23 protein-coding genes are annotated in these 25,729 nt (G+C 70.0%); 8 read left to right on the forward strand and 15 right to left on the reverse strand.

The window, feature by feature from the left end; all coding sequences use genetic code 11:
• Window positions 1-36 precede the first annotated feature (36 nt).
• The 4 genes from ACFVFQ_RS03595 to ACFVFQ_RS03610 all read right to left on the reverse strand — a co-directional run bounded on the left by ACFVFQ_RS03595 (window position 37) and on the right by ACFVFQ_RS03610 (window position 4,218).
• Window positions 37-1,674, reverse strand: a complete 1,638-nt coding sequence (locus tag ACFVFQ_RS03595; RefSeq protein WP_383407928.1) for a cytochrome bc complex cytochrome b subunit — start codon at window positions 1,672-1,674, stop codon at window positions 37-39.
• Window positions 1,671-2,714 (reverse strand): Rieske 2Fe-2S domain-containing protein, encoded by a 1,044-nt coding sequence (locus tag ACFVFQ_RS03600; RefSeq protein ID WP_383407931.1) that lies wholly within the window; start codon window positions 2,712-2,714, stop codon window positions 1,671-1,673. Before ACFVFQ_RS03600 ends, ACFVFQ_RS03595 begins: the two co-directional genes overlap by 4 nt.
• On the reverse strand, window positions 2,711-3,520 hold the full coding sequence (locus ACFVFQ_RS03605; protein ID WP_383407934.1) for a c-type cytochrome: 810 nt from the start codon (window positions 3,518-3,520) through the stop codon (window positions 2,711-2,713). Before ACFVFQ_RS03605 ends, ACFVFQ_RS03600 begins: the two co-directional genes overlap by 4 nt.
• Window positions 3,521-3,597: 77 nt before the next feature.
• Window positions 3,598-4,218, reverse strand: coding sequence for a heme-copper oxidase subunit III (locus ACFVFQ_RS03610; protein WP_274916096.1), 621 nt, complete (start codon window positions 4,216-4,218; stop codon window positions 3,598-3,600).
• A 284-nt stretch (window positions 4,219-4,502) separates the two neighbouring features.
• On the opposite strand from ACFVFQ_RS03610, the gene ACFVFQ_RS03615 reads away from it, so the two are divergent.
• Window positions 4,503-4,916 carry a hypothetical protein gene (locus ACFVFQ_RS03615; protein WP_383407937.1) on the forward strand — a complete coding sequence of 138 codons (414 nt, stop codon included), beginning with the start codon at window positions 4,503-4,505 and terminating at the stop codon, window positions 4,914-4,916.
• A gap of 27 nt (window positions 4,917-4,943) precedes the next feature.
• Here the strand turns inward: ACFVFQ_RS03615 and ACFVFQ_RS03620 are convergent, their stop codons facing one another.
• The 4 genes from ACFVFQ_RS03620 to coxB form a co-directional block, all read right to left on the reverse strand.
• Window positions 4,944-6,221 carry an Ig-like domain-containing protein gene (locus tag ACFVFQ_RS03620; protein WP_383407940.1) on the reverse strand — a complete coding sequence of 426 codons (1,278 nt, stop codon included), beginning with the start codon at window positions 6,219-6,221 and terminating at the stop codon, window positions 4,944-4,946.
• Between the two features lie 131 nt (window positions 6,222-6,352).
• The gene (locus tag ACFVFQ_RS03625) at window positions 6,353-6,751 is read right to left on the reverse strand and encodes a cytochrome c oxidase subunit 4 (protein ID WP_383407943.1); all 399 of its coding nucleotides are present in this window, start codon (window positions 6,749-6,751) and stop codon (window positions 6,353-6,355) included.
• The gene (gene ctaD, locus ACFVFQ_RS03630; RefSeq protein WP_274916092.1) at window positions 6,748-8,478 is read right to left on the reverse strand and encodes a cytochrome c oxidase subunit I; all 1,731 of its coding nucleotides are present in this window, start codon (window positions 8,476-8,478) and stop codon (window positions 6,748-6,750) included. Before ctaD ends, ACFVFQ_RS03625 begins: the two co-directional genes overlap by 4 nt.
• Window positions 8,475-9,437: a cytochrome c oxidase subunit II gene (gene coxB / locus ACFVFQ_RS03635; protein WP_274916091.1), complete on the reverse strand. Its 963-nt coding sequence runs from the start codon at window positions 9,435-9,437 to the stop codon at window positions 8,475-8,477. Before coxB ends, ctaD begins: the two co-directional genes overlap by 4 nt.
• A 282-nt stretch (window positions 9,438-9,719) precedes the next feature.
• Between coxB and ACFVFQ_RS03640 the strand changes: the two genes are divergently transcribed.
• On the forward strand, window positions 9,720-11,117 hold the full coding sequence (locus ACFVFQ_RS03640; protein WP_383407947.1) for a cysteine desulfurase/sulfurtransferase TusA family protein: 1,398 nt from the start codon (window positions 9,720-9,722) through the stop codon (window positions 11,115-11,117).
• 106 nt (window positions 11,118-11,223) lie between these two features.
• On the opposite strand, the gene ACFVFQ_RS03645 is transcribed toward ACFVFQ_RS03640, so the two are convergent.
• Window positions 11,224-12,198: a carbohydrate kinase family protein gene (locus ACFVFQ_RS03645; protein ID WP_383407950.1), complete on the reverse strand. Its 975-nt coding sequence runs from the start codon at window positions 12,196-12,198 to the stop codon at window positions 11,224-11,226.
• 308 nt (window positions 12,199-12,506) lie between these two features.
• Between ACFVFQ_RS03645 and ACFVFQ_RS03650 the strand changes: the two genes are divergently transcribed.
• Window positions 12,507-13,976: a hypothetical protein gene (locus ACFVFQ_RS03650; RefSeq protein ID WP_383407953.1), complete on the forward strand. Its 1,470-nt coding sequence runs from the start codon at window positions 12,507-12,509 to the stop codon at window positions 13,974-13,976.
• Between the two features lie 79 nt (window positions 13,977-14,055).
• On the opposite strand, the gene erpA is transcribed toward ACFVFQ_RS03650, so the two are convergent.
• Entirely contained in the window at window positions 14,056-14,409 is a 354-nt protein-coding gene (gene erpA / locus ACFVFQ_RS03655) for an iron-sulfur cluster insertion protein ErpA (protein WP_274916087.1), read from the reverse strand.
• Between the two features lie 327 nt (window positions 14,410-14,736).
• Between erpA and nadA the strand changes: the two genes are divergently transcribed.
• A complete protein-coding gene (nadA, locus tag ACFVFQ_RS03660; RefSeq protein WP_383407960.1) occupies window positions 14,737-15,924 on the forward strand; it encodes a quinolinate synthase NadA in 1,188 nt (395 codons plus the stop codon).
• Between the two features lie 139 nt (window positions 15,925-16,063).
• The gene (locus ACFVFQ_RS03665; RefSeq protein ID WP_383407963.1) at window positions 16,064-16,981 is read left to right on the forward strand and encodes a 4Fe-4S domain-containing protein; all 918 of its coding nucleotides are present in this window, start codon (window positions 16,064-16,066) and stop codon (window positions 16,979-16,981) included.
• A 33-nt stretch (window positions 16,982-17,014) separates the two neighbouring features.
• On the opposite strand, the gene ACFVFQ_RS03670 is transcribed toward ACFVFQ_RS03665, so the two are convergent.
• Window positions 17,015-17,377, reverse strand: a complete 363-nt coding sequence (locus ACFVFQ_RS03670) for a hypothetical protein (protein ID WP_383407965.1) — start codon at window positions 17,375-17,377, stop codon at window positions 17,015-17,017.
• A 188-nt stretch (window positions 17,378-17,565) separates the two neighbouring features.
• Between ACFVFQ_RS03670 and ACFVFQ_RS03675 the strand changes: the two genes are divergently transcribed.
• From ACFVFQ_RS03675 to ACFVFQ_RS03685, 3 genes are read left to right on the forward strand one after another with little or no spacing between them, the layout of a single operon-like run.
• Window positions 17,566-18,411, forward strand: a complete 846-nt coding sequence (locus ACFVFQ_RS03675; protein ID WP_383407968.1) for a helix-turn-helix domain-containing protein — start codon at window positions 17,566-17,568, stop codon at window positions 18,409-18,411.
• Entirely contained in the window at window positions 18,390-18,587 is a 198-nt protein-coding gene (locus ACFVFQ_RS03680; RefSeq protein ID WP_383407971.1) for a DUF397 domain-containing protein, read from the forward strand. Before ACFVFQ_RS03675 ends, ACFVFQ_RS03680 begins: the two co-directional genes overlap by 22 nt.
• A 39-nt stretch (window positions 18,588-18,626) precedes the next feature.
• On the forward strand, window positions 18,627-18,824 hold the full coding sequence (locus tag ACFVFQ_RS03685) for a DUF397 domain-containing protein (protein WP_383407974.1): 198 nt from the start codon (window positions 18,627-18,629) through the stop codon (window positions 18,822-18,824).
• 15 nt (window positions 18,825-18,839) lie between these two features.
• On the opposite strand, the gene ACFVFQ_RS03690 is transcribed toward ACFVFQ_RS03685, so the two are convergent.
• From ACFVFQ_RS03690 to ACFVFQ_RS03705, 4 genes are all read right to left on the reverse strand, one after another.
• Window positions 18,840-19,931 carry a methyltransferase domain-containing protein gene (locus ACFVFQ_RS03690; protein WP_383407977.1) on the reverse strand — a complete coding sequence of 364 codons (1,092 nt, stop codon included), beginning with the start codon at window positions 19,929-19,931 and terminating at the stop codon, window positions 18,840-18,842.
• Window positions 19,932-20,257: 326 nt separating this feature from the next.
• Window positions 20,258-23,431, reverse strand: a complete 3,174-nt coding sequence (locus ACFVFQ_RS03695) for an efflux RND transporter permease subunit (RefSeq protein ID WP_383407980.1) — start codon at window positions 23,429-23,431, stop codon at window positions 20,258-20,260.
• A gap of 235 nt (window positions 23,432-23,666) precedes the next feature.
• On the reverse strand, window positions 23,667-24,353 hold the full coding sequence (locus ACFVFQ_RS03700) for a response regulator (RefSeq protein WP_383407983.1): 687 nt from the start codon (window positions 24,351-24,353) through the stop codon (window positions 23,667-23,669).
• A 16-nt stretch (window positions 24,354-24,369) separates the two neighbouring features.
• Window positions 24,370-25,689: a sensor histidine kinase gene (locus ACFVFQ_RS03705; RefSeq protein ID WP_383407986.1), complete on the reverse strand. Its 1,320-nt coding sequence runs from the start codon at window positions 25,687-25,689 to the stop codon at window positions 24,370-24,372.
• Window positions 25,690-25,729: the final 40 nt, after the last annotated feature.

A 25,729-nucleotide genomic window follows, 5' to 3' on the forward strand; every position in this document is an offset into this window, starting at 1 on the left:
TACTACCAGCGGTGCGCGCGCGGGCGCCCGCGGGGATCAGTGGTGGCCGTGGCCGCTGGTGATCTCCTTGTACTCCTCGACGGTCGGCTTGGCGATGACGTTGTCCTCGCCGTAGTAGCCCTTGGAGAGCTTGGCGCGCAGCTTCTGCGTGCGCTTGAGCTTGCGCCGAACGCCGTTCTCGTCGACCTCCGGACCGAGTTCGAGCGGCTCGGGCTGCTCGTGCTGGGTCAGGAAGTGCAGCTGCTCCTGGTTGAGCGGCTCGTGGACCTCGATGAACTCACCGTGCGGCAGGCGCTTGATGATGCCGGACTCGCGTCCGTGCAGCACCTTGTCCTTGTCGCGACGCTGGAGGCCCAGGCAGATCCGCTTGGTGGCGATGAAGGCCAGCACCGGCCCGACGAAGAACGCGATCCGGACGAACCAGGTGATCGAGTTGATCGACAGGTGGAAGTGCGTCGCCCACAGGTCGTTGCCGCCACCGATCAGCATCACGAAGTACGCGACGAGCCAGGCCACACCGAAGCCGGTGCGGGTCGGGGTGTTGCGCGGGCGGTCCAGGATGTGGTGCTCGCGCTTGTCGCCGCGGACCCAGGACTCGATGAACGGGTAGACCGCGATGGCGACCAGGACCAGCGGGAAGACCAGGATCGGGATCAGCACACCGAAGTTGATGGTGTGGCCCCAGAAGTTCCACTCCCAGCCCGGCATGACACGCACCAGGCCCTCGGCGAAGCCCATGTACCAGTCCGGCTGCGCACCGGTGGACACCTGGTCAGGCCGGTACGGGCCGATGGCCCACACGGGGTTGATGGAGGCGACCGCGGCGATCACCGAGATCACACCGAAGACCAGGAAGAAGAAGCCTCCGGCCTTCGCCATGTAGACCGGCAGCAGCGGCATGCCGACCACGTTGTCGTTGGTCTTGCCGGCACCCGGGAACTGCGTGTGCTTGTGGTAGAAGACCAGGATCAGGTGCGCCACCAGCAGGCCGAGCATGATGCCCGGCAGCAGCAGCACGTGCACCGTGAAGAACCGCGGAATGATGTCGTGCCCGGGGAACTCGCCACCGAAGATGAACATCTGCAGGTACGAGCCGACCAGCGGCATCGCCAGGATGACGCCCTCGATGAAGCGGACACCGGTGCCGGAGAGCAGGTCGTCCGGGAGCGAGTAACCGGTGAAGCCGGTGAACATGCCCAGGACGAACAGCAGGAAGCCGAACAGCCAGTTGACCTCACGCGGCTTGCGGAACGCGCCGGTGAAGAACACCCGCATCATGTGGACCATCATCGCGGCCAGGAAGACCAGCGCCGCCCAGTGGTGGATCTGCCGGATCAGCAGACCACCGCGCACGTCGAAGCTGATGTTCAGCGTCGACTCGAAGGCCTGGGTCATCTTGATCCCGTGCATCGGCACGTAGGACCCGTGGTAGGTGACCTCGGCCATGCTCGGGTGGAAGAACAGCGTCAGGTAGACACCGGTCAGGATGATGATGACGAAGCTGTAGAGCGCGACCTCACCCAACATGAAGGACCAGTGGTCCGGGAAGATCTTGCGCATGTTGGACTTCGCCAGGCTGTAGATGCCCAGCCGGCCGTCGGCCCAGTCGGCGATCCGCTCGCCCCGCGGCGCCTGGCCACGGCGCGTGGTGGTCGCGGTTGTCTCGTTACTCATCCGCGCTCCCAGAAGCTCGGGCCGACGGGCTCCGCGAAGTCGCTTACGGCTTCGAGATAGCCGTCCTTCACCGTGATGTGCAGCTGCGGCAGGGCGTGACCGGCCGGGCCGAAGATCACGCGACCACCGTCAGAGAGGTCGAAGGTCGACTGGTGGCAGGGGCACAGCACGTGGTGCGTCTGCTGCTCGTACAGGGAGATCGGGCAACCCACGTGGGTGCAGATCTTCGAGTACGCCACGATGCCCTCGTGCGACCAGGCCAGTTCCTGCTTGTCCTTGATGTTCTGCGGCTGGATCCGCACGAGCATCAGGGCGTCCTTGGCGATCTTGTTGGCGAAGTCCTCGTCGCTCTCCTCCAGGCCCTCGGGCTTGGCGAACGTGAGGGAGCCGACCGCGATGTCCTCGGGACGCAGCGGGAGGTTGGTCGACTGGTTGACCAGGCGGATGCCCTTCTTCCAGCCGGTGGTCCGCAGCTTCTTCTCGGGCAGCGGGCCGAGGTCGCGCAGCAGCACGACGCCGGAGAGCGGCACCAGGGCCATCGCGCCGAACATCGTGTTGCGGATCAGCTTGCGCCGACCCAGCTGCGACTCCTTGGCGCCCTCCGCGAAGTCCGCCAGGACCTTCGCCTTGACGTCGGGGGTGGCCTCGATCGGGTGCCGCTCCTGCGCCACCTCCTCGTCCGACATCAGCGTGCGGGCCCAGTGGACCGCGCCGGCGCCGATGCAGAAGAGCGCCACACCCAGCGTCAGGCCGAGCGCGAAGTTCAGCCCGCTGATGTGCCCGAGCGGGAAGATGTAGACGATCTTGTCGATCGGAATGGCCACGTACGACGCGATGAACGCGACGGTGGCGAGCATGGACACCGTGAAGAGCATGGCGACGGTGCGCTCGGAGCGCTTGGCGGCCCGCTCGTCGATGTCCTGGACGCGGTGCTCGTGGGGCGGCAGCCCGGGGTCGGCGAAGGGGTTGTCCGCCTTCCCTACCGCGCCCTCGTGAGTCGTCTCCCGCTCACTGGGAAGGTTTTCTTCTGTCTCACTCATGACTTCTTGGCCTTCGTAGTCCGGGCTGCGACCCAGATGGCGACCGCGACACACGCACCCAGCCCGAAGATGTAGCCGAAGAGACCTTCGGTCACCGGGCCCAGACCACCGAGTTCCATGCCGCCCGGGGTCGCGGTCTTGTCGCCGTTGACGGCGCCGAGGTACGCGACGATGTCCTTCTTGTTCTGCGGGCTCAGCGTGCCGTCACCGAAGGAGGGCATGTTCTGCGGGCCGGTCTGCATGGCCTCGTAGATGTGCTTCGGGTCCACGCCTTCCAGCGTCGGTGCGAACTTGCCGTTGGTGAGGGCACCGCCCTTACCGGTGAAGTTGTGGCACTGCGCGCAGTTGGTGCGGAACAGCTCGCCACCCTTGGCGACGTCGGCGCCCTCCGCGCTGTACTGCGTCTTGTCGGGCACGGACGGGCCCGGGCCCAGCGACGCGACGTACGCCGCGAGCTGGTCGATCTGCGCGTTGGTGTAGATGTTCTTCTTCCGCGGCACCTGGGCGCCGGGCTGCTGGGCCGGCATACGGCCGGTGCCCACCTGGAAGTCGACGGCGGCGGCGCCCACGCCGACCAGGCTCGGGCCGTCGGAGGTGCCCTGACCGCCGGTGCCGTGGCAGCTTGCGCAGCCCACGGCGAAGAGCTTCTTGCCCTCCTTGATGGCAAGAGACTGGGCGGTGTCATCGGCTTGAGCCTTGTCCGCCGGCGCGAACGCGGCGTACAGCCCCCCAGTGACCGCCAGCGCGAAGAGTAGGACGACGAGCGCCGCCAGCGGATGGCGCCGTCGTGCGGAGAGCTTTTTCACGGATTACCCCGGTGTCAGGATCTTCTGCGTCGATGCTTTGGCTGTGTCTGTCCGATATACGAGTCCGGCCGGACCTGTTACCGGATCAGGTAGATCGTGGCGAAGAGGCCGATCCAGACGACATCGACGAAGTGCCAGTAGTAGGACACGACGATGGCCGCGGTGGCCTGCGTGTGGGTGAACCTCTTGGCCGCGTACGTCCTGCCCAGGACCAGCAGGAAGGCGATCAGACCGCCCGTCACGTGCAGTCCGTGGAAACCGGTGGTCAGGTAGAACACCGAGCCGTACGGGCCGGACGAGAGCGAGAGGCCCTCGTGCTTGACCAGATCGGTGTACTCGAAGACCTGACCGCCGATGAAGATGGCACCCATGATGAAGGTGACCACGAACCACGCGCGCAGCTTCTTGACGTCGCCGCGCTCGGCGGCGAAAACGCCGAGCTGACACGTCAGTGAGCTGAGCACCAGGATCGTGGTGTTGGTCGCGGAGAACGGGAGATTGAGCGCATCGGCGGAATGCTTCCAATACGCCTCGCCCGTTACGGACCGGAGGGTGAAGTACATCGCGAAGAGGGCCGCGAAGAACATCAGCTCGGAACTCAGCCAGATGATGGTTCCGACGCTGGTGAGGTTCGGCCGATTGACCGACGGGTGCGCGTGCCCGGTATCTACTGTCGTTGCTGTCGCCACGACCGACATTATGTCGGTCGCTTATCCCGCCCTCACTCCGGGGGGTGCCGTTCGGTGTGTCAAGGCCCTATGGCCTGCTCGTTCGAGGCGTCCCGACGGTCGCCCGATGGAGGGAAGCGCGCGGCACCACGCGGCCGCCGGCCCCTGGGAAAGCCGGTCCTGACGGGGCGTCGACCGCCAGCGGGGGCCGTACGACCTCTCCTACCGGGGCCCGGTCCGGGAGTAGCATCGCGCAACGGTTTGATCCACAAGCCGTGCCGCTACGTAGATGCCGCGACAAAGGTGGAGGAACGATGCAGGCGACTGCCACGGTGCTGGTCTACAGCGACAACGCCAACACCCGCGAGCAGGTCCGGCTGGCGGCCGGACGGCGCCCGGCCCCCGACGCCCCGCAGATCGAGATCCTGGAGTGCGCGACCGCCCCGGCCGTCCTGGAAGCCCTGGAGCAGGGCGGCGTCGACGTCTGCGTGTTGGACGGCGAGACCGCGCCGGCGGGCGGCATGGGCGTCTGCCGGCAGATCAAGGACGAGATCTTCCAGTGCCCGCCGGTGCTGCTGCTCATCGGCCGCCCACAGGACGCCTGGTTGGCCACCTGGAGCCGCGCGGAGGCCGCGGTGACCCATCCGTTGGACCCGGTGGCGTTCGCCGACGCGCTGGCCGGCCTGCTGCGCCGACGGCGCCTCACCCAGGACGTGGTGCCGGCCTGAGGGCCCTGAGCGGTCGCTGAGCGGCCCTCAGACCTGCGGACGCAGCCGGGCATCGGCGGCGGGATTCTGCTCGCGCTCGGCCGCGCCTGTGGTCGTGGGGGCCTTGTTCTTGAGCGCGCTGCCGGCCCGCCAGTCCTTCCAGGGCATGTTCCAGTCACCGAAGCCGTTGTCGAACGGCGTCATGGTGTCGCCGCTGCTGTTGACGACCTTGACGACGTCGCCGACCCGGACGGTGTTGAAGAACCACTGGGCGTTGCTGGTGGACATGCCGGTGCAGCCGTGGCTGACATTGGCGGCGCCCTGGGAGCCGACCGACCAGGGGGCGGCGTGCACGTACTCGCCGCTCCAGGTGACCCGGGTCGCCCAGTAGACCGGCAGGTCGTAGGAGTCCGAACTCCCCTCGGCGATACCGACGGTGGCGCTGCGCATCCGTACGAAGCTCTCCTTGCCGAGCACGACCTTGACGCCGTTGCGGGTGGAGAAGCCCGGCTTGCCGGTGGTGACCGGGATGGTGTTGATGACCTTGCCGTTGCGCGTCACCGTCATCTGGTGCGCGCCGGCGTCGGTGACCGCCTCGACCCGGTCGCCGGTGGTGAGCCGAACGGGCTTTGCGGGACCGCCGTAGAGCCCCCCGGTGATCTTCAGCCCGTCGAGGTTGCTGTGCACGGCGACGGTGGCGTGGGCCGGCCAGTAGTCCTTGGGGCGGAAGTGCAGCTTCTTGTTGTCCACCCAGTACCAGGCGCCCTCCACACGGGGCGACGAGTCGACCTTCAGGGCGCTCTCGACGACGGCCCGGGCCTTGGGGTCGGTGACCGGCTTGCTGAGCTCGGCGGTGACCGGCTCGCCGACGCCGTACTCCCCGCTCTCCGGGCCGAACTTGACGGTCAGCCGGTCGCCGACCTCCTTGGTGTTGACCACCAGGGTCTTGCGGCCCGGGGTGCCGTCCTCCTCCTCGGTGCTGACCTGCACCGTGTAGCGGGTGCCGGCGGCCAGCGGCACGGTGGTGCGCCAGTGCCGCCCGTCGGCGCTGAGTTCGCCGCGTACGAAGCGGCCGGTGGCGTCGGTGGCGGTGACGTCCGTGATCCGGGAGTCGTCCCCCTTGAGGGAGACCTCAAGCGGCTTGTCGGGGTCCGCCTTCTGCTTGCCGTCCATCGGGGTGTTCGCCGATATCTGGTCTGACGCGTCGTAGGGATTGGCCGAGAGGGTTTCCGACGACGAGCCCCCGCACGCGGTGGTGCTCACCGCGAGGGGCACGAGCAGGAGGCCGCAGCTCAGCACCTTCCGGGTTCGAGGTCTGTGACTCATGCCCCAAACGTACGAAGAATCCCCCTTGGTGGCGCGCTGGAGGACTGCAAACGGGTCGGGCCCGGACACCTGTTGGGGTGTCCGGGCCCGACCCGTGCGGCGTGTCTGCCGCGCTTCTCGCCTGGTGTGTACTACTGGGTGCGGTTCTCGCCGCGGTAGTACTCGAAGACCCAGCCGAAGAGCGACGCGAGGATCACCGGCAGGGAGAAGTACAGCAGCCAGAAGCCGAAGACCACGCCCAGGAAGGCGAGCGCGCCGCCGATGCCCAGGAAGAGCGGCTGCCAGCTGTGCGGGCTGAAGAAGCCCAGTTCACCGGCGTCGTCGGCGACCTCGGCGTCCTCGTTGTCCTGTGCGCCCGCGTCAATTCGCCGGGCCGTGAAGGCCAGGTAGTAGCCGACCATGATGCACAGGCCGAACGCCAGGAAGAGCGCCGTGGTACCGGCCGGCTCCTTCGACCACACGCCGTAGACGACCGCCATGGCGAGGATGAAGACGCTCAGCCAGATGAACATCTTGCCCTGGATCTTCACTTGCCCGCCTCCTTGCCGCCGGCCAGCGCCTTGTCACCCTCGCGACCGTTGTGCAGTGCGTCCAGCGCCGCGATCTCGGGGTGGTGCAGGTCGAACGCCGGGGATTCGGAGCGAATCCGCGGCAGGGTGAGGAAGTTGTGCCGCGGCGGCGGGCAGGAGGTGGCCCACTCCAGCGAACGGCCGTAGCCCCAGGGGTCGTCCACCTCGATCTTCTCGCCGTACTTGGCGGTCTTCCAGACGTTGTAGAAGAACGGGAGGATCGACATGCCGAGCAGGAACGAGCTGATCGTGGAGATGGTGTTCAGCGTCGTGAAGCCGTCGGCGGCCAGGTAGTCCGCGTAGCGGCGGGGCATGCCCTCGGCGCCCAGCCAGTGCTGGACCAGGAACGTGCCGTGGAAGCCGATGAACAGCGTCCAGAACGTGATCTTGCCGAGGCGCTCGTCGAGCATCTTGCCGGTGAACTTCGGCCACCAGAAGTGGAATCCGGCGAACATCGCGAAGACGACGGTGCCGAAGACCACGTAGTGGAAGTGGGCCACGACGAAGTACGAGTCGGAGATGTGGAAGTCCATCGGGGGCGACGCCAGGATGACGCCGGTCAGACCACCGAAGGTGAAGGTGATCAGGAAGCCGATGGCCCAGAGCATCGGCGTCTCGAAGGAGAGCGAGCCCTTCCACATCGTGCCGATCCAGTTGAAGAACTTCACGCCGGTCGGCACGGCGATGAGGAACGTCATGAAGGAGAAGAAGGGGAGCAGTACGCCGCCGGTGACGTACATGTGGTGCGCCCAGACCGTCACCGAAAGGCCGGCGATGGAAATCGTCGCGGCGATCAGGCCGATGTAACCGAACATCGGCTTCCGGGAGAAGACCGGAATGACCTCGGAAATGATGCCGAAGAACGGCAGGGCAATGATGTACACCTCTGGATGGCCGAAGAACCAGAAGAGGTGTTGCCACAGCAAGGCGCCGCCATTGGCCGCGTCGAATACGTGGGCACCGAATTTACGGTCCGCCTCCAGGGCGAACAGCGCGGCGGCCAGCACCGGGAAGGCGAGCAGGACCAGCACACCGGTCAGCAGCACGTTCCAGGTGAAGATCGGCATCCGGAACATCGTCATGCCGGGGGCGCGCATGCAGATGATGGTGGTGATGAAGTTGACCGAACCGAGGATCGTGCCGAAGCCGGAGAAGGCCAGACCCATGATCCACATGTCGGCGCCGACGCCCGGCGAACGCACCGCGTCCGAGAGCGGCGAGTAGGCGAACCAGCCGAAGTCGGCGGCACCCTGCGGGGTGAGGAAGCCGGCGACCGCGATGAGCGAGCCGAAGAGGTAGAGCCAGTAGGCGAACATGTTCAGCCGCGGGAACGCCACGTCGGGCGCGCCGATCTGCAGCGGCATGATCCAGTTCGCGAAGCCGGCGAACAGCGGCGTCGCGAACATCAGCAGCATGATCGTGCCGTGCATCGTGAACGCCTGGTTGAACTGCTCGTTCGACATGATCTGCGTACCCGGGCGGGCCAGTTCGGCGCGCATGAGGAGCGCCATCAGGCCGCCGATGCAGAAGAACGCGAACGACGTGACCAGGTACATCGTGCCGATGGTCTTGTGGTCAGTGGTCGTGAGCCACTTGACGGCAGCGATACCGGGTTGCTTCTTGCGTACGGGTGGTGCTGCCGGAGCCGATTCGGCGGCGGCACCCTGAGGTTCGTTGAGGATGCTCACTGGTTCTTGGTCTCCGCATTCCTGGCGTGGTCAGTCTGCTTGATACCCGCCGGCAGGTACCCGGTCTGACCCTTCGCCGCCAGGTCCTTCAGGTGCTGCCGGTACTTGGCAGGCGAAACGACCTTGACGTTGAAGAGCATCCGGGAGTGGTCGACGCCGCAGAGCTCCGCACACTTACCCATGAAGGTGCCCTCCTTGTTGGGGGTCACCTCGAAGACGTTGGTGTGGCCCGGGATGACGTCCTGCTTCATCAGGAACGGCACCACCCAGAAGGAGTGGATGACGTCGCGCGAGGTCAGCACGAACTGGACGGTCTCGCCCTTCGGCAGCCACAGCGTCGGACCGGGGTTGCCGGTCTGCGGGTTGCGGGTGGCCGGCGTGCCGTAGTCGTAGACGCCCTCCGCGCCCTGCGGCGCGGACTTCTTCCACTTGTCCGGAATCGCGGCGAGCTCAGGAGAGTTGATGTTCGTGGTCGACTTGTTGCCGTCCACGTTCTCCAGGTAGTTGAACGCCCAGCTCCACTGGAAGCCCACGACGTTGATGACGTGGTCCGGCTTCTTGGAAGTCTTGAGGAGTGCGCTCTCATCGCGGGCGGTGAAGTAGAACAGCACCGCGATGATGATGAACGGGACGATCGTGTACAACGCCTCGATCGGCATGTTGTACCGCGTCTGAGCGGGGACCTCCACCTTGGTCCGGCTACGGCGGTGGAAGATCACGCTCCAGATGATCAGGCCCCACACCAGCACGCCCGTTGCGAGGGCGGCGGCCCAGGAGCCCTGCCAAAGAGAGAGGATCCGCGGCGCCTCGTCGGTGACGGGCGTTGGCATGCCGAGGCGGGGGAAGTCCTTGTATGTGCAACCGGTCGCGGTTGCCAGGACCAGGCCCGCAGCAAGCACCTGCGGCAGCTTCCGCCGCATCGGGCGCCGCGACGAGCGGTCGGAGCCGTTGGGACTCACGTAGCGCCTTCCCGAGAGTCTCGCCCGAGCGGTCGGCTGCGGCCTTACTCGCTGGTCGGTCGCCGCCCTGCTTCGGGCAGGGGTTTGGATGTTTATGCGGACCAAACCCTACTGGACGCTATTTGGGGTCGCGCGGGGAGGGTGCCCAACGCGCCGCGCGGCACCCCTAAGGGGTGGCCGGGCCCGTGCTGGGCAGGCGTTTTGGGGCCCGACGGCCGCCCGCCGTCGGGCATCTGACGGGCCGCCCGGCAACGGTCCCACCGGTGCTCTACCGTCTCGTACGTGCCCTACTTCGACGCCGCCTCCGCCGCTCCGCTGCATCCCGTCGCCCGGGAGGCCCTGCTCGCCGCGCTCGACGAGGGGTGGGCCGACCCGGCCCGGCTGTACCGCGAGGGCCGGCGGGCCCGACTGTTGTTGGACGCGGCGCGGGAGGCCGCCGCGGGGGCGGTCGGCTGCCGCCCCGACGAGCTGACGTTCACCCCATCGGGGACGCATGCGGTGCATTCGGGCATCTTCGGTGCGCTGGCGGCCCGTCGGCGGGTGGGGCGGCGGCTGGTGCACTCCGCCGTCGAGCACTCCTCGGTGCTGCATGCCGCCGAGGTGCACGCGGCGGACGGCGGGACGGTGACGGAGGTTCCGGTGGACCGGGCGGGACGGGTGGCGGCCGCGGAGGTGGCCGCCGCGCTCGGCGGGGACGCCGCGTTGGTGTGCCTGCAGTCCGCCAACCACGAGGTGGGCACCGAGCAGCCGGTCGCGGAGGTGGCCGCGCACTGCCGGGCGGCCGGGGTGCCGCTGCTGGTGGACGCGGCGCAGTCGTTGGCGTGGGGGCCGGTGCCGGGTCCCTGGTCGGTGCTGACGGCGAGCGCCCACAAGTGGGGCGGGCCGCCCGGGGTGGGGCTGTTGGTGGTCCGCAAGGGGACCCGGTTCGCGCCCCAGGGACCGCTGGACGAGCGGGAGTCGGGCCGTAGTCCGGGGTTCGAGAACCTGCCGGCGGTGGTGGCAGCGGCGGCTTCGCTGCGCGCCCTGCGGGCCGCGGAGGGCGGGGCGGACGAGGCGGGGCGGCTGCGCGGGCTGGTGGGCCGGATCCGGGCGCGGGTGCCGGAGCTGGTGCCGGACGTGGAGGTGGTCGGCGATCCGGTGCGGCGGCTGCCGCATCTGGTCACCTTCTCCTGTCTCTATGTCGACGGGGAGGCGCTGCTGCACGAGTTGGACCGCGCGGGCTTCTCCGTTTCCTCCGGTTCGTCCTGTACGTCCAGCACGCTGACGCCCAGCCATGTGCTGCGCGCGATGGGGGTGCTGTCGGAGGGGAACGTCCGGGTCTCGCTGCCGTGGGGGGCTCAAGAGGCGGACGTGGAGCGGTTCCTGGCGGTGCTGCCGGAGGTGGTCGCCTCGGTGCGGGAGCGGTTCGGGGCGCCGGCGGCGGGGCCAGCGCGGCCGGCGGCGCCGGAGGCCGGGCCGGGCATCGTGGTGGACGCGCTCGGCCGGCGCTGCCCGGTGCCGGTCATCGAGTTGGCGAAGGTGATCGGCGAGGTGCCGGTCGGCTCCACGGTGACGGTGCTGTCGGACGACGCGGCGGCGCGGCAGGACATCCCGGCGTGGTGCGCGATGCGGGAGCAGGAGTACGTCGGCGAGGAGCCGGCGGAGCGCGGCGTCGCGTACGTGGTGCGGCGGCGCGGTTAGGGCGTTTCTGATGGCTCTCCGCGGAGATCCGTCAGAAACGCCCTGAGCGCGGGCCCGTCCGGGGGCGGCGCGGGGTGCGCGGCCCCGGCGGACGGGCCCGGGTGGCTCAGAGCAGGTGCTGCTGGACCTCGCCGGCGGCCTCGTGGCCGTACGCCTTGGTGAAGCGGTCCATGAAGTGGCTGCGGTGCAGCTCGTACTCCTGGGTGCCGACGGTCTCGATGACCAGGGTGGCGAGCATGCAGCCGACCTGGGCGGCGCGCTCCAGGCCGACGCCCCAGGCGAGGCCGGCGAGGAAGCCGGCGCGGAAGGCGTCGCCGACGCCGGTGGGGTCGACCTTCTCCTTCTCCTCGGGGACGCCGACCACGATGTCCGGCTGGCCGACCCGCTCGATGCGGACGCCGTTGGAGCCGAGGGTGGTGACGCGGGTGCCGACCTTGGTGAGGATCTCCTCGGCGGTCCAGCCGGTCTTGGACTCGATCAGCCCGGCCTCGTACTCGTTGTTGAAGAGGTAGGTGGCGCCCTCCATGAGGGTGCGGATGTTGTCGCCGTCCATCCGCGCGATCTGCTGGGAGAAGTCGGCGGCGAACGGGATCCCGCGGGTGCGGCACTCCTCGGTGTGCCGGATCATCGCCTCGGGGTCGTCCGCGCCGACCAGTACGAGGTCCAGGCCGCCGACCCGCTCGGCGACGGTCTGCAGCTCGATCAGCCGGGCCTCGCTCATGGCGCCGGTGTAGAAGGAGCCGATCTGGTTGTGGTCGGCGTCGGTGGTGCAGACGAAGCGGGCGGTGTGCAGGACTTCGGAGATGCGCACCGAGCGGGTGTCGACGCCGTGCCGGTCGAGCCAGGCACGGTACTCCTCGAAGTCGTTGCCGGCGGCGCCGACCAGGATCGGCCGGATGCCGAGCTGGCCCATGCCGAAACAGATGTTGGGCGCGACCCCGCCGCGGCGGACGTCGAGCTGGTCGACCAGGAAGGAGAGGGAGACCGTATGCAGCTGGTCGGCGACCAACTGGTCGGCGAAGCGGCCGGGGAAGGTCATCAGGTGGTCGGTGGCGATGGAGCCGGAGACTGCGATACGCACGGCGGGTCTGCTCCTGCGGAGGGCGTGGGGTTGGCGGACGGAGGGCAACGCTACCGGGCGGGGCCACCGGCGACTGCCGATTCCCGGTCATCCGGACAGCAAGAAAACACCTCATAATAGGGCGATTTCGCAGTGCGGCGGGTAGGTGGCTTTCGACGGGCGGCCCGGCCTGTGAGGGCCGTCACAGGAGTCGCGGGGCGAGCGGCGGCCGGCGCGCGGGGAACCGGTTGCGCCCCCGCTCCGTCCCATCGGCGTCCACCCGCTGGGTGGCACGTCAGATGACCGGCGGAGCTTAAAGGAGCGAAGCGGTGAGTACCGAGGACACCCCTCAGAGCCAGGACACCCCGCAGGCCCCCCGTCCGGCCCGGCGCGGCCGGCGCACTCCCCTGGTCGTCGCGTCGGTCGCCGGCGCGGTGCTGGTGGCCGGGGGCGGCGCGTACTGGGCCTCGTCGGCGTCCGGCGGCGCGGGGGCGGGCGCGGCCAAGGGCAACCCGCCGCCGCTGACGCTGGACTCCGCGTCGATCGCGGTCGGCGAGCCCGGGCCGCAGCACGACCGGTACCGGGTGACGGGGCACCTGCCGGACGGGCCTCGGTCCGCGCCCGTCTACCGGCCCGCGGGCGCCGTGGGCCAGCCGGCGGTGGAACGGCTGGCGAAGGCGTTGGATGTGTCCGGATCGGTGCGGTCGGACGGCGCCTGGTGGCAGGTCGGCGGGCCGGGTCCGGACGGGCGGGGCAGCACGCTGCGGGTCGCCAAGTCCGGCGCGGGGAGCTGGACGTTCAGCCGGTACGGCGGCGGGGGCGACGCCAAGTGCCCGCTGACGGGCGGGCATTCGGGCTGTCCGTCGTACCGCGGGGGCACGGACGGTGGGAGCGGGGGCCAGGACGCCGGCGGCGGGCCGGTGTCCGAGGCGAAGGCGCGGGAGGCGGTCCGGCCGGTGCTGGCCGCGGTCGGCCAGTCGGACGCCCGGCTGGCCGCGGGCCAGACGTACTCCGCGGTGCGGGTGGTGACCGCGGACCCGGTCGTCGGCGGGCTTTTGACGTACGGCTGGCAGAGCCGGCTCCAGGTCGGCTCCGACGGGCAACTGGTGGGCGGCAGCGGCGAGTTGGCGAGCCCGGCCAAGGGCGCGGAGTACCCCGTCCGGGACGCCCGGACCACGCTCGGCACGCTCAACGGCGGCGGCCACACGATGCGGCCGCTGGCCAACTGCCCGTCGGTGCCCACCTTCCAGCACAAGGACGCCAAGGCCGCGCAGGGCGGGATCGCGCCGTGTGAGCCGGCGCCGAACGGGAAGCAGCCGACCCCCGAGGTGACCGGTGCGGTCTTCGGGCTGGCCGCGCGGTTCTCGCAGGGCGGGGAGGTGTTGGTGCCGTCCTGGCTCTACACGGTGCGCACGCCGGGCGCCGCGGGCGGACCGGCGAGCACCTCGACGGTGGCCCAGACCGCGGTGGACCCGAAGTACCTACGCGGCAGCGGGCCGGCGTCACCGGGGCCGTCCGCGCCCGGGACGACGTCGATGGCGCTCTCCGGCTACGCGGTGGCCGACGGCGGCCGGACGCTGACCATCCACTTCTGGGGCGGGGTGTGCAGCACGTACGAGGCGAGGGTGACGGAGTCGTCCGGCGCGGTGCGGGTCTCGGTCACCGGTAAGGAGAAGCGGCCCGGGCAGATCTGCGTGAAGATCGCCAAGGACTTCACCAAGACCGTGACGCTGCACGCGCCGCTGGACGGCCGGAAGGTCGTGGACGGCACGTCCGGCAAGGCCGTCCCGCTGCGCTGACGCTCCCGCACACGACGGAGGCGGCGCCCCCATCGGGAGCGCCGCCTTCGCACGTCGTGGCCCGTGGGCCCGGCCCGCCTTAGCTGAAGGAGTCGCCGCAGGCGCAGGAGCCGGTGGCGTTCGGGTTGTCGATCGTGAAGCCCTGCTTCTCGATCGTGTCGACGAAGTCGATCGAGGCGCCGCCCAGGTAGGGGGCGCTCATCCGGTCGGTGACGACCTTGACGCCGTCGAAGTCCTTGACGACGTCGCCGTCGAGCGAACGCTCGTCGAAGAAGAGCTGGTAACGCAGGCCGGAGCAGCCGCCAGGCTGGACCGCCACCCGCAGCGCGAGATCTTCCCGGCCCTCCTGCTCCAGCAGGCTCTTGACCTTCGACGCGGCCGCGTCGGACAGGATGATGCCGTCGGTGACGGTGGTCTCGTCCTGAACGCTCATCTACATCTCTCCCGGGTTGTACGGACCGCTTGCCATCGGTTGCGAACAACTCCAACCGCCGGCGTCCCGGATTAATTCCGGCTGCGCGTGATCTGTCCTTCTCTTCTTCTCATGCTCGCACACCGTTGGTCGGACACCGGTGTGCCTTCCTGCACACGGGCGCCCGCGGGCCCGCGGTTGATGCGTCACATCGACACTATGGCCATCGTCAAAGTGACGTGAAGCGGCTATGATAGATAGCGTCAAATAGACGAAAAGGCGGAGCCGCAGCGCATCCTGCCGTCCCCGCAGAGACCGTCCGCAAGGACTTTCCGCAGAGAAGAGAGGGTGCGTGTCGTGACCACCGCCCAGCCCCTGGACGTCCAGCCGACCCCGCTGGCGCTGCTCCTGCTCGGCCGCGAGGCCGACCCGAGGAGCGAGCGCGGCGTGGAGTGCCCCGGCGACCTGCCGGCCCCCTCCGACCCGGACCTGGTCGAGCGCGCCCGCGCCGCCAAGGCCAAGCTGGGCGAGAAGGTCTTCGTCCTCGGGCACCACTACCAGCGCGACGAGGTCATCGAGTTCGCGGACGTCACCGGCGACTCCTTCAAGCTGGCGCGGGACGCCGCGGCCCGGCCGGACGCCGAGTACATCGTCTTCTGCGGTGTGCACTTCATGGCCGAGTCGGCCGACATCCTCACCGGCGACGACCAGCAGGTGATCCTCCCCGACCTGGCGGCCGGCTGCTCGATGGCCGACATGGCCACCGCCGAGCAGGTCGCCGAGTGCTGGGACGTGCTGACGGAGGCCGGCATCGCCGAGCAGGTGGTGCCGGTCTCGTACATGAACTCCTCGGCGGACATCAAGGCGTTCACCGGCAAGCACGGCGGCACCATCTGCACCTCCTCCAACGCCAAGCGGGCGCTGGAGTGGGCCTTCGGGGAGGGCGAGAAGGTGCTCTTCCTTCCCGACCAGCACCTGGGGCGCAACACCGCCGTGCGGGACCTGGGCATGTCGCTGGACGACTGCGTGGTCTACAACCCGCACAAGCCGAACGGCGGGCTGACCGCGGACGAGTTGCGCGGCGCGAAGATGATCCTGTGGCGCGGCCACTGCTCGGTGCACGGCCGCTTCTCGCTGGAGTCGGTCGAGGACGTCCGCGCCCGGATACCCGGCGTCAACGTGCTGGTCCACCCGGAGTGCAAGCACGAGGTCGTGGCGGCGGCGGACCAGGTCGGGTCGACGGAGTACATCATCAAGGCGCTTGAGGCGGCGCCGGCCGGCTCGAAGTGGGCGATCGGCACCGAGCTGAACCTCGTCCGCCGCCTGGCCAACCGCTTCGCGGCCGAGGACAAGGAGATCGTCTTCCTCGACAAGACGGTCTGCTTCTGCTCGACGATGAACCGCATCGACCTGCCGCACCTGGTGTGGGCGCTGGAGTCGCTGGCCGACGGCAAGGTCGTCAACCGCATCCAAGTCGACGCGGAGACCGAGCACTTCGCCAAGCTGGCGCTGGAGCGGATGCTGGCGCTGCCGTAGCGGCACCGACAGGAGAGACGGGGCGCCCGGGAGAAACAAGGCCCGGCGCCCCTTCCGCTTTTCCGGGACCGCGGGGGACCCTCGATGCCGCAGGAACCGACGGGCCGGCCGGGCCCAGGGCCGAGGAGGCAGCAGGACCGTGAGCAGCACCGAGGACGACCGTGCGGCGCGCCGGGCGGACAGCGCCGCCGGCGACTGGTACGTGGACGACCGCTGCACCAACTGCGATGTGGCGCGCCAGCTCGCGCCGGGGTTGATCGAGGAGGTCGACGGCCGCTCCGAGGTGGTCCGGCAGCCGCGCGGGGCCGAGGAGGAACGGCAGTTGCACGCCGTGGCGTTCGCCTGCCCGACGCGTTCGGTGCGGCGGCGGGACGGGCGGGTGGCGCCGCAGTGGGACCCGTTCCCGCTGCGGCTGGACGACGCGGTCAGCTTCTGCGGGCACAACTCGCGGCACACCGCCGGCGCCAACGCGTATCTGCTGCGGCGGCCGGACGGGTCCCAACTGATGGTCGACACCCCGCGGTTCGCCGAGCCGTTGGCCGCGCGGTTCGAGGCGGCCGGGGCGGTGACCGACGTGCTGCTCACCCACCGGGACCACGCCGCGCACGGCCGCCGCTACGCCGACCGGTTCGGGGCCCGGCTGTGGATCCACGAGGGGGACTTGGACGCGGCGCCGGACGCGGACCGGGTGCTGCGCGGCACCGACCCGGTGGAGATCGTCGAGGGCGTGGTGGCCCATCCGCTGCCCGGCCACACCCTGGGCAGCGTGCTCTACGTCGCGGACGAGCGGTACTGCTTCAGCGGCGACAGCTTCTACTGGTCGCGGGCCACCGGGGACATCGAGGTGGCCGAGAGCGTCACCTGGTACTCCATCACGGAGTTGGCGGCGTCGCTGGCCCGGACCGTGGACCAACTGCGCTTCTCCTGGCTGCTGCCCGGGCACGGGGACCGCAGGCGGCTGCCGGCGGAGGAAATGGGGCGGCGGATGCGGCAGTTGGCCGCCCGGACCCGGGAACTGCGGCCGCGGCCGGTGGACTTCACGGCGGTGCGGTGGTGAACGCCGGCCCGGGGTCGGGGCCGGGTCCTTCCGTCAGAGATAGAGCTGCTGACGGCAGGACGCGCAGTGCGTCTTGCCGTCGCCGCCTTCCTCGGTCGCGCCGTGGTCGCAGGGCTCCGGCAGCCGCTCGCCCCGACTGACGGCGATCCGCCGGACGTCGCACAGCGCCGCGCGCAACCCGGCGACCAGCCCGCACAACTCCCGCCGGTCCGCCTCCGGCCCGGGCGGCGGATCGGTGTCCGCGAGGAGCTTTCCGGCGGCGGCCAGCATCTCCTCCTCCACGTCGTCGGCCAGCAGCGACAGCCGGCTGTGCGGATCGTCGGTGATGAGGTAGCACGGCGCCCCGTCGTCCCGGGTCCAGGGCAACAGCCGTGGCGGAGTGGTGCGTTGGGCCATGGTGGGCTGTCCTTTCGACGGGTGCCGCCCCCGGTGAGGAGCACGCTTGCGGGGGCTGGAGTTCGGATCTCGGCTGTGCTTACCGTCTGTATCGCCATCGTCGCGCTGCGGGATGCGGCCCCAACAGGCGTGCGCCGTCCCCGCGTTGGAACGGGAAGATTCGAAAGCCCGAAAGGCGGAAACCACCCGTGAAGTTCGCTCCCAAGTCCCTGACGCCGTATGTGTCGGCCCGGCACTACTTCGGCTCGGAACTGCGCCGCCACCGCGAGGAGGTCGGGATGTCGCTGGTCCAGCTGGCCGACATCGTGAACTCCAGCAAGAGCAACCTGGCCCGCGTCGAGACCGCGGAGTTGATGCCGCCACCGGAGCTTCCGCCGGCGCTGGACGCGGCGTTCGGGACGGGGAAGCACTTCCATGGGCTGTATCAACTGGCGAAGCGGGAGGCGCATCCGGATCAGTACCAGCGGTTCATGGACTGTGAAGCGCAGGCCGAGGCCATCGAAGTGATCGAACCTCACGTTGTCCCAGGCTTGTTGCAGACCCGGGAGTATGCCTACGAACTGCTCCGCTGCCAGGAGGACCTGTCCAGGGATGAAGTGGAGGAACGCGTCAACGCCCGTCTCTCACGACAGCAGCTCCTGCGGTCGGATTCGCCCCCTTTTCGGTGGGCGATCATCGATGAATCCGTGCTCCGGCGAGTCGTCGGCGACAGGGAATGCATGCGCAAACAGCTGGAAGTGCTGCTTGAGCAGGCGGATACTCCGAACAGTAAGGTTCAGGTGATGCCGTTCAGTTCGGGCCCACACTCGCTCATGGGCGGCGCCCTCAACCTGCTGACACTGCCGAATGACTCCGTGGTGGCCTACGAAGAAGGCATCGAGACCGCGCACCTCTACGAGGACCGGGGTGCAGTGAAAAAGTGGCGGCGGCAGTACGAAGTGCTGCGGGCCAACGCTCTCTCGCTGACCGCGTCGGCAGAAGTGATCCGGAAAGCAATGGAGGAGTACAAGCCGTGCGATACACCCCCGAACTGAGCACCGCCCGCTGGCGCAAGAGCAGTTACAGCAACACCAACGGGGGCAGCTGCGTCGAGATCGCCGACCACTTCCCCGGCATGGTCCCCATTCGTGACAGCAAGAACCCCGACGGCCCGGCGCTTGTCATCCCGACCGACGCCTGGACGGCCTTCATCCAGACGCTGAAGAGCTGACGCAGAAAACCGAGACCGAGCGGTGGAGGAGTACAGGCCATGCGACACACCCCCGAACTGAGCACCGCCCGCTGGCGCAAGAGCAGCTACAGCAACTCCAGCGGCGGCGCGTGCGTCGAGATCGCCGACGACTTCCCCGGAATCGTCCCCGTCCGCGACAGCAAGACCCCCAACGGCCCCGCGCTCGTCGTCCCCGCCGCTGCCTGGACGGCCTTCATCCAGACGCTCAAGGGCTAGAGCGGAAAGCCCAGTTCAGCCCGTCCCGACCCACTGTCGGGACGGGCTGATGCTGATGCGGTAGGCGGAGCGCGGCGGGCTGCCGGCCTCGCGCCAGTCGCGGTACGCCGCCGCGACCTCGTCCCACAGGCGCCGCGGGCCGTACTGCTCGGTCTCGTACGCGTCGCGGCCGGGGACGTACTCGACCGTCGCCCAGGACGTGTGGGCGTCGTCGAAGAGCCAGTACGTGGCCTCGTCGCTGCCGTCGTCGGCCGGGTACAGCAGCGGCCAGGCGTCCCGGACGCGCAGGCCGACGGCGAAGCGGGCGTCGGGGTCGTCTTCGAGGACGCGGGGGTCGAGGTCCGTGGTGGCGACGTCGCCCTGCTCGCCCTTGTACCAGTCGCCGATGCGGCCGTAGGAACGGCGTTGCTGGCGCGCCCACATGAAGGACGGGCGGCCGGAGAAGCCGCCGGTCGCCTCGCCGTCGTGGACGGTGAGGGTGGCGAACGAGTAGGAGTGGAACGAGGAGCCCCACGGGGTGAGGATCGTGCCGCCGTCGGCGGTCTGGGCGACCCAGGCGTAGGGGATGTCGCGGACCGTGCAGGTGGCGATGGTCCGGTCGTAGGGGGCGCGCTCGGGGGCGCCCAGCAGGCCGTCGCCGAGGACGGTGTGCGGGCGCAGGCCGGCCCGTTCGAGGTTGCGGCGGGCGAGGCCGTGGAGGATCGCGTCGGTCTCGATGGTGGTGGTGCGGTCCTCGCCGAGGCGGTGGGCGAGCCACGCGGCGTGGTAGCCGGTGCCGGTCCCGATCTCCAGTACCGCGTCGCCGTCTTGGACGATGGCGTCCATGGCGAGCATCAGGGACGGCATGGAGGTCGAACAGGTGGGGAAGCCGACCTGGCCGTCCCCCGGTGTCTGCCCGTCGTTGTACTGGGTGATCAGCGGGAGATCGGCATAGACCATGCGCCGCCACTCGGCCTCGTCGGCGGCGCGGGTGACGGTGCGGCCCTCCACCTCGAACGTGTCGGGAACGAAGTGGGCGCGGTCGACCGCGGCGACGGTCGGTGCCCAACCCGGCGTCAGAACGCCCTTGTTGCGCAGGATCTCCACCAACCGACCCGGCGAGGACATGGGATGCCGCTCCTCTACTTCTTCTCGGGCGGGTTGCTCACCGGCTTGTTCCACTGGCCGTCGGACTCACGCGGGCTCTGCCGCTTGTCACCGTCCGTGCCGCCCTTGCCGTCTCCGTGCTTTCCCATGGAATCCCCCTTCGTCGGGGCGGTGTTGCCGCCCGAGGGTCAGGTACCCGATAGGAGGAGGCACAAGCCACGGGCGGGTGACGATCGCCGCTTCCTGGCCAGGGGTCGGTCGGGGCCGCGCTCGCACGCGAAGAGCCCCCGCGGCCGCTGGTGTGCGGCGGCGGGGGCTCCGGTGGGGTCATCCGGTACGGACGGGCGTCAGACCCCGGCCGGCTCCGGGGTCCGGTCGGCGTCCGCGGGGGCCGCGGGGTTGCCGTCCCGCCCGGCCCGCTTGGCCGCCTTCTTCTTCGCCCGGCGCTCCTTGCGGAGCTCGATGATCGCGTAGAGCGTCGGGACGAGGAGGAGGGTGAGCAGGGTGGAGGTGATCAGACCGCCGATCACGACCACGGCCAGCGGCTGGGAGATGAAGCCGCCGTCGCCGGTGATCGACAGCGCCATCGGCAGCAGCGCCATGATCGTGGCCAGCGCGGTCATCAGGATCGGGCGGAGCCGGTGCCGGCCGCCCTCGATGACCGCCTCGACGACGCCGTAGCCCTTGGCCCGGTACTGGTTGATCAGGTCGATCAGCACGATGGCGTTGGTGACCACGATGCCGATCAGCATCAGCATGCCGATCATCGCCGGGACGCCCATCGGGGTGCCGGTGGCGACCAACAGACCGAGCGCGCCGGTCGCCGCGAACGGGATGGAGATCAGCAGGATCAGCGGCTGGATGATCGAGCGGAAGGTGCCCACCAGGAGCAGGAAGACGATCGCGATGGCGGCCAGCATGGCGAGGCCGAGCTTGCCGAACGCGTCGGACTGGTCCTGGGAGACGCCGCCGACGGTGGCGGTGGCGCCGGCCGGCAGCTTCAGCGACTTGATCTCGCTCTGGAGCTTGGCGGAGACCGCGCCGGTGTTGTCGCCGGTCGGCTTGGCGGTGACGGTCGCCGAGCGAGCGCCGTCGATCCGGGTCATCTGCACCGGTCCGGGCACCGTCTTGACGGTGGCCAGGTCGCCGAGCTTGGCCATCCCGGACGGGGTCGGCAGCGGCAGGTCCTTCAACTGGGCCTCGGTGGTGGCCGGGTGGGCCGACTTGATGACGATGTCGCGCTCGGTGTCGTCGAGGACGGCCTTGCCGCTGGGGGTGCCGTTGACGGCCTGGGCGACGGCCCCGCCGAGCGTGGCCTGGGTGTAACCGGCCGCGGCGGCCTTGTCGTTGGGCGTCACGGAGATCCGCGGCACGCTCTGCGCCAGGTCACTCTGGACGTCGGTGACGTGGTCCAGGCCGGCGACGGCCGTGCGGACCTGCTCGCTGGCCTGCTTCAGCACGCCGGCGTCGGCGGCCTTGACCACCACGCTGAGGTTCTGGTTGCCGAAGCCGCCGCCGCCCGCGGTGACGGAGGTGTCGCCGGCGGCCGGGCCCAGCTTGGCCAGCGCGGCGTGCAGGTCCTTAGTGACCTTGTCGGAGTCGGCGGAGCCCTTGAGCTTGACCTGGTAGCTGGCCTGGTTGGCGCTGGAGCCGCCGCCGAAGGCCGCCATCATCCCGGAGGAGCCGACGGTGACCTGGTAGTCCTGCACGTCCTTGTTGGCCGCGAGCACCTTCTCGACCCGCTTGGCCTGCGCGTCGGCCGCGCTCAGGCTGGTGCCGGGCTTGAGCTCCTGCTTGATGCTGAGGGTGTCCTGCTTGCCCTGGTCGAAGAAGGTGGTCTTCAGCAGCGGCGCCATGCCGAAGGTGCCCAACAGGACCGCCACGGCGATCAGCAGGCTGATGGCGCGGCGGCGGGTGGCGAAGCGCAACACCGGGACGTAGAGCCGCTGCAGGGCGCTGCGGGACTCCTTCTCCTCGGCCTTGCGGCGCAGTTCCTCGGGGTCGGTGCCGGTGGGTATCTGCGGGGCGCGCAGGAACCAGTACGACAGCACCGGCACCACGGTCAGCGACACCAGCAGGGAGGAGAGCAGCGCGACGGTGACGGTGATGGAGAAGGAGCCGAACAGGGCGCCGACCATGCCGCCGACCACGCCGATCGGGAGGAAGACCGCGACCGTGGTCAGCGTCGAGGAGGTGATCGCGCCGGAGACCTCCTTGACGCCCTTGAGGATGGCCTCGCGGCGCTCCTCGCCGTAGCCCAGGTGCCGCTTGATGTTCTCCAGGACGACGATCGAGTCGTCCACGACCCGGCCGATGGCGATGGTCAGGCCGCCCAGGGTGAGCATGTTCAGGGAGAGGTCGCCGATCCACAGCGCGATCAGGGTGATGACCACGGACAGCGGGATGGAGACCGCGGTGACCAGGGTCGAGCGCAGGCTCAACAGGAAGACCAGGATCACGATCACGGCCATGACCAGGCCGAGCAGTCCCTCGGTGGTCAGCGACTCGATGGACTTGGAGACCTGCGGTCCCTGGTCGGAGGCGATGGTGACGTGGGAGCCGGCGCCCAGGTCCTTGTGGATGGCGTCCAGCTTGCCCTTGACGGCGTCGGAGATGGCGACCGCGCTGCCGTCCTGGTTCATCGTCACGCTGACCGAGAGGCTGGGCTTGCCGTCGGTGCGGGTGATCGAGGTCGGGGTGGCCGAGGTCTCCTTGACGGTGGCGACGTCGCCGAGCCGGACCGCCTTGCCGCCCTGACCGCCGCCCATACCGCCGGCCGCCGGGGTGACCATCAGGTCCTTGATCTGGCCGACCGAGGTGAAGCCGGCGCCGACCTGCACGGTCTTGCTGCTGCCGCCCTCGGAGAAGGCGCCGGCCGGCACCGCGGTGCCGCCGGCCTGCAGCGCCTGGCCGAGCGCGGCGGAATTCAGGCCGGCCGCGGCCAACTTGGCGTCGTCGGGGGTGACCGCGACGATCCGGTCCTGCACCCCGCTGACGTTGACCTGGCCGACGCCGTCGATGTTCTTCAGGTCCGGGACGACGGTGCGATTGAGCTGGTCGGCGAGGGTCTGCTGGTCCTTCGTCGTGGAGGAGACGGCGAGGACGACGGTGGGCAGGTCGTCGGTGCCGCCGGAGACCACCTGCGGGTCCACGTCCTTGGGCAGCTTGGCCCGGGCCCGGTTGACGGCCTGCTGGACGTCGGCGACCAGGGTCTTGGAGTCGTTGCCGTAGTCGAACTCCGCCATCACGACGCCCGAGCCCTCGCTCGACGTCGAGGTGACGCTCTTGATGCCGTTGACGGCCTGGAGGCCGTTCTCCAGCGGCTCGACCACCTGCTTCTCGACGACGTCGGGCGAGGCGCCCTGGTACGGGGCGACCACCGAGACCATCGGCAGGTCGATGGAGGGCAGGAGCTGCTGCTTGAGCTGCGGGATCGCGATGGCGCCGAAGGCGATCGCGACGATCGACATCAGCGCTATCAGGCCCCGTTGTACGAGGCTGATTCGGGACAGCCAGGACATGGGTGGGGGTCTCTCTCTTCTGTTCAGCAAAGCCGGATCGGGGCGCGGGAACGCCGGCTTCAGCCGGGTTCCGGCCCTGCGGGAGGGCCGAGACCGGCCCACCTACACCCTCCGCCATGACCAGGCCGGTTTCCCTCGCTCGCAGGTCGGTTTCCGGCCGCCGCCCGTACCGCGTCCGTAGTACGGGCGGCTCCACCCGCCCTGCACCCCTGGGCGTACGGGCCCCTGCTCCGCGTCAGTGCGCCCGCGGGCGGACCAGCCCCGACTCGTAGGCGACGACGACGAGTTGGGCCCGGTCGCGGGCGCCCAGCTTGGCCATCGCGCGGTTGACGTGGGTCTTGACGGTGAGTGGGCTGACGTCGAGCTGCTCGGCGATCTCGTCGTTGGAGAGCCCGCCGGCGACCAGCACCAGCACCTCGCGCTCCCGGCCGGTGAGGGTGGCCAGCCGCTCGGACTTCGGTCCGCCGGCCCCGTCGCCGCCGGTCCCCTCGCCCTGCGCGAGGAACTTGGCGATCAGCCCCTTGGTCGCGGCCGGCGACAGCAGCGCCTCCCCGCCGGCCGCGATCCGGATCGCGTGCAGCAGCTCGTCCGGCTCGGCGCCCTTGCCCAGGAAGCCGCTGGCGCCGGCCCGCAGCGACTGAACGACGTAGTCGTCGACCTCGAACGTGGTCAAGATGACCACCTTCACGCCGGTCAGCTCCGGGTCCTGGCCGATCATGCGGGTGGCGGCCAGCCCGTCGGTGCCCGGCATCCGGATGTCCATCAGGACCACGTCCGGGCGCTCGGCGCGGGCCAGTTCGTACGCCTGCGCCCCGTCGGACGCCTCGCCCACCACCCGCATGTCCGGCTCGGAGTCGACCAGGATCCGAAACGCGCTGCGCAACAGCGTCTGGTCGTCGGCCAACAGCACCCTGATGGTCATCTAGCCGCCCTCGTCCTCATGTCGTCCCCGCGGTGCGCGCGCCGCCCAACGGCAGCGTGACCCGCACCTGGAAGCCGCCGGCCACGCGGGGGCCGGTGACGACCGTGCCGCCCAGCGCCTGCACCCGCTCGCGCATCCCGATCAGACCATGGCCGCCGCCGGGCCCGGTCACGGCCCCCTCCTCGGAGCCGTCCGGGCTGTCCGGGCCGTCCGGCGCGGCGCCGTGGCCGTCGTCGAGGACGGTGACGGTCAGCGCGCCGTCGGTGTGCACGATCCGCACCGTGGCGCGGGCGCCGTCGCCGGCGTGCTTGCGGACGTTGGTGAGCGCCTCCTGGACGATCCGGTAGGCGGTCAGGTCCACCGAGGCGGGCAGCGCGGGTCCTGGCCCGGGCGGCAGCTCCAGGGCGACCGGCAGGCCGGCCCGGACGAACCCCTCGACGAGCTGGTCCAGGACGCCGAGGCCGGGCGCCGGTTCGGTGGGCGCCGTCGGGTCGTCGGACTGCCGCAACAGGCCGACGGTGGCGCGCAGTTCGTCCAGCGCCGACCGGGACGCCTCCCGGACGTGGGCCAGGGCCTGCTTGGCCTGGTCGGGCCGGTTGTCCATGACGTGCGAGGCGACCCCGGCCTGGACGTTGACCAGCGCGATGTGGTGGGCGACCACATCGTGCAGCTCGCGGGCGATGCGCAGCCGCTCCTCGGCGACCCGGCGGCGGGCCTCCTCCTCGCGGGTGCGCTCGGCGCGCTCGGCGCGCTCGCGGATGGCGTCGACGTAGGCCCGGCGGCTGCGGACCGCGTCGCCGGCGGCCGCGGCCATCCCGGTCCAGGCGAAGATCGCGAGGTTCTCCTGGGCGTACCAGGCGCGGTGGCCGAAGAACATCGCCGCGGCGGTCAGCACCACGCAGGTCAGGGCGCCGATCCGCCAGGTGGTGGGGCGGTCGGTGCGGGAGGCGACGGTGAACAGGGCGATCACCGCGGCGCCGGCGACCGGGGCGCGCGGGTCGTTGGACTGGGCGACCAGTTCGACGATGGTCAGCGCGCCGGTCACCGCGAGCACCGTGCGCGGCAGCCGGCGGCGCAGCACCAGCGCGCCGCAGGCGAGGACGGCCAACACCACGGTGGTGGCGGTGAGTTCGCGGGCGCCGAACCGGGGCAGGTGGGCGCCGTGCGGGCCGTGCGGGCCGGCCACCGCGCCGCACAGGATCGCCACGAACGCCACCGCGGCCACGGCGGCGTCGAAGATGAGCGGATGCGTCAGGTTCCACTGGCGGAGCCGGGCGACCCGGGTCGCGTCCGGGACGGCGTCGCGGCGCGCGGGGCAGGGGCTCGGGGCGGTCACATCAGGAAACGGTAGCGCCCCGGTCCCACGCGGGGGCCGG

Source organism: Streptomyces sp. NPDC057743 (genome assembly GCF_042798755.1).
Lineage (GTDB): Bacteria > Actinomycetota > Actinomycetes > Streptomycetales > Streptomycetaceae > Streptomyces.

Bases quoted from the DNA above. Each gene is read 5' to 3' on its own strand.
- ACFVFQ_RS03595 (WP_383407928.1), bottom strand. From the start codon at position 1,674: ATGAGTAACGAGACAACCGCGACCACCACGCGCCGTGGCCAGGCGCCG.
- erpA (WP_274916087.1), bottom strand. From the start codon at position 14,409: ATGAGCGTTCAGGACGAGACCACCGTCACCGACGGCATCATCCTGTCC.
- ACFVFQ_RS03690 (WP_383407977.1), bottom strand. From the start codon at position 19,931: ATGTCCTCGCCGGGTCGGTTGGTGGAGATCCTGCGCAACAAGGGCGTT.
- ACFVFQ_RS03670 (WP_383407965.1), bottom strand. From the start codon at position 17,377: ATGGCCCAACGCACCACTCCGCCACGGCTGTTGCCCTGGACCCGGGAC.
- ACFVFQ_RS03610 (WP_274916096.1), bottom strand. From the start codon at position 4,218: ATGTCGGTCGTGGCGACAGCAACGACAGTAGATACCGGGCACGCGCAC.
- ACFVFQ_RS03685 (WP_383407974.1), top strand. From the start codon at position 18,627: ATGCGACACACCCCCGAACTGAGCACCGCCCGCTGGCGCAAGAGCAGC.
- ACFVFQ_RS03615 (WP_383407937.1), top strand. From the start codon at position 4,503: ATGCAGGCGACTGCCACGGTGCTGGTCTACAGCGACAACGCCAACACC.
- ACFVFQ_RS03700 (WP_383407983.1), bottom strand. From the start codon at position 24,353: ATGACCATCAGGGTGCTGTTGGCCGACGACCAGACGCTGTTGCGCAGC.
- ACFVFQ_RS03695 (WP_383407980.1), bottom strand. From the start codon at position 23,431: ATGTCCTGGCTGTCCCGAATCAGCCTCGTACAACGGGGCCTGATAGCG.
- ACFVFQ_RS03600 (WP_383407931.1), bottom strand. From the start codon at position 2,714: ATGAGTGAGACAGAAGAAAACCTTCCCAGTGAGCGGGAGACGACTCAC.
- ACFVFQ_RS03620 (WP_383407940.1), bottom strand. From the start codon at position 6,221: ATGAGTCACAGACCTCGAACCCGGAAGGTGCTGAGCTGCGGCCTCCTG.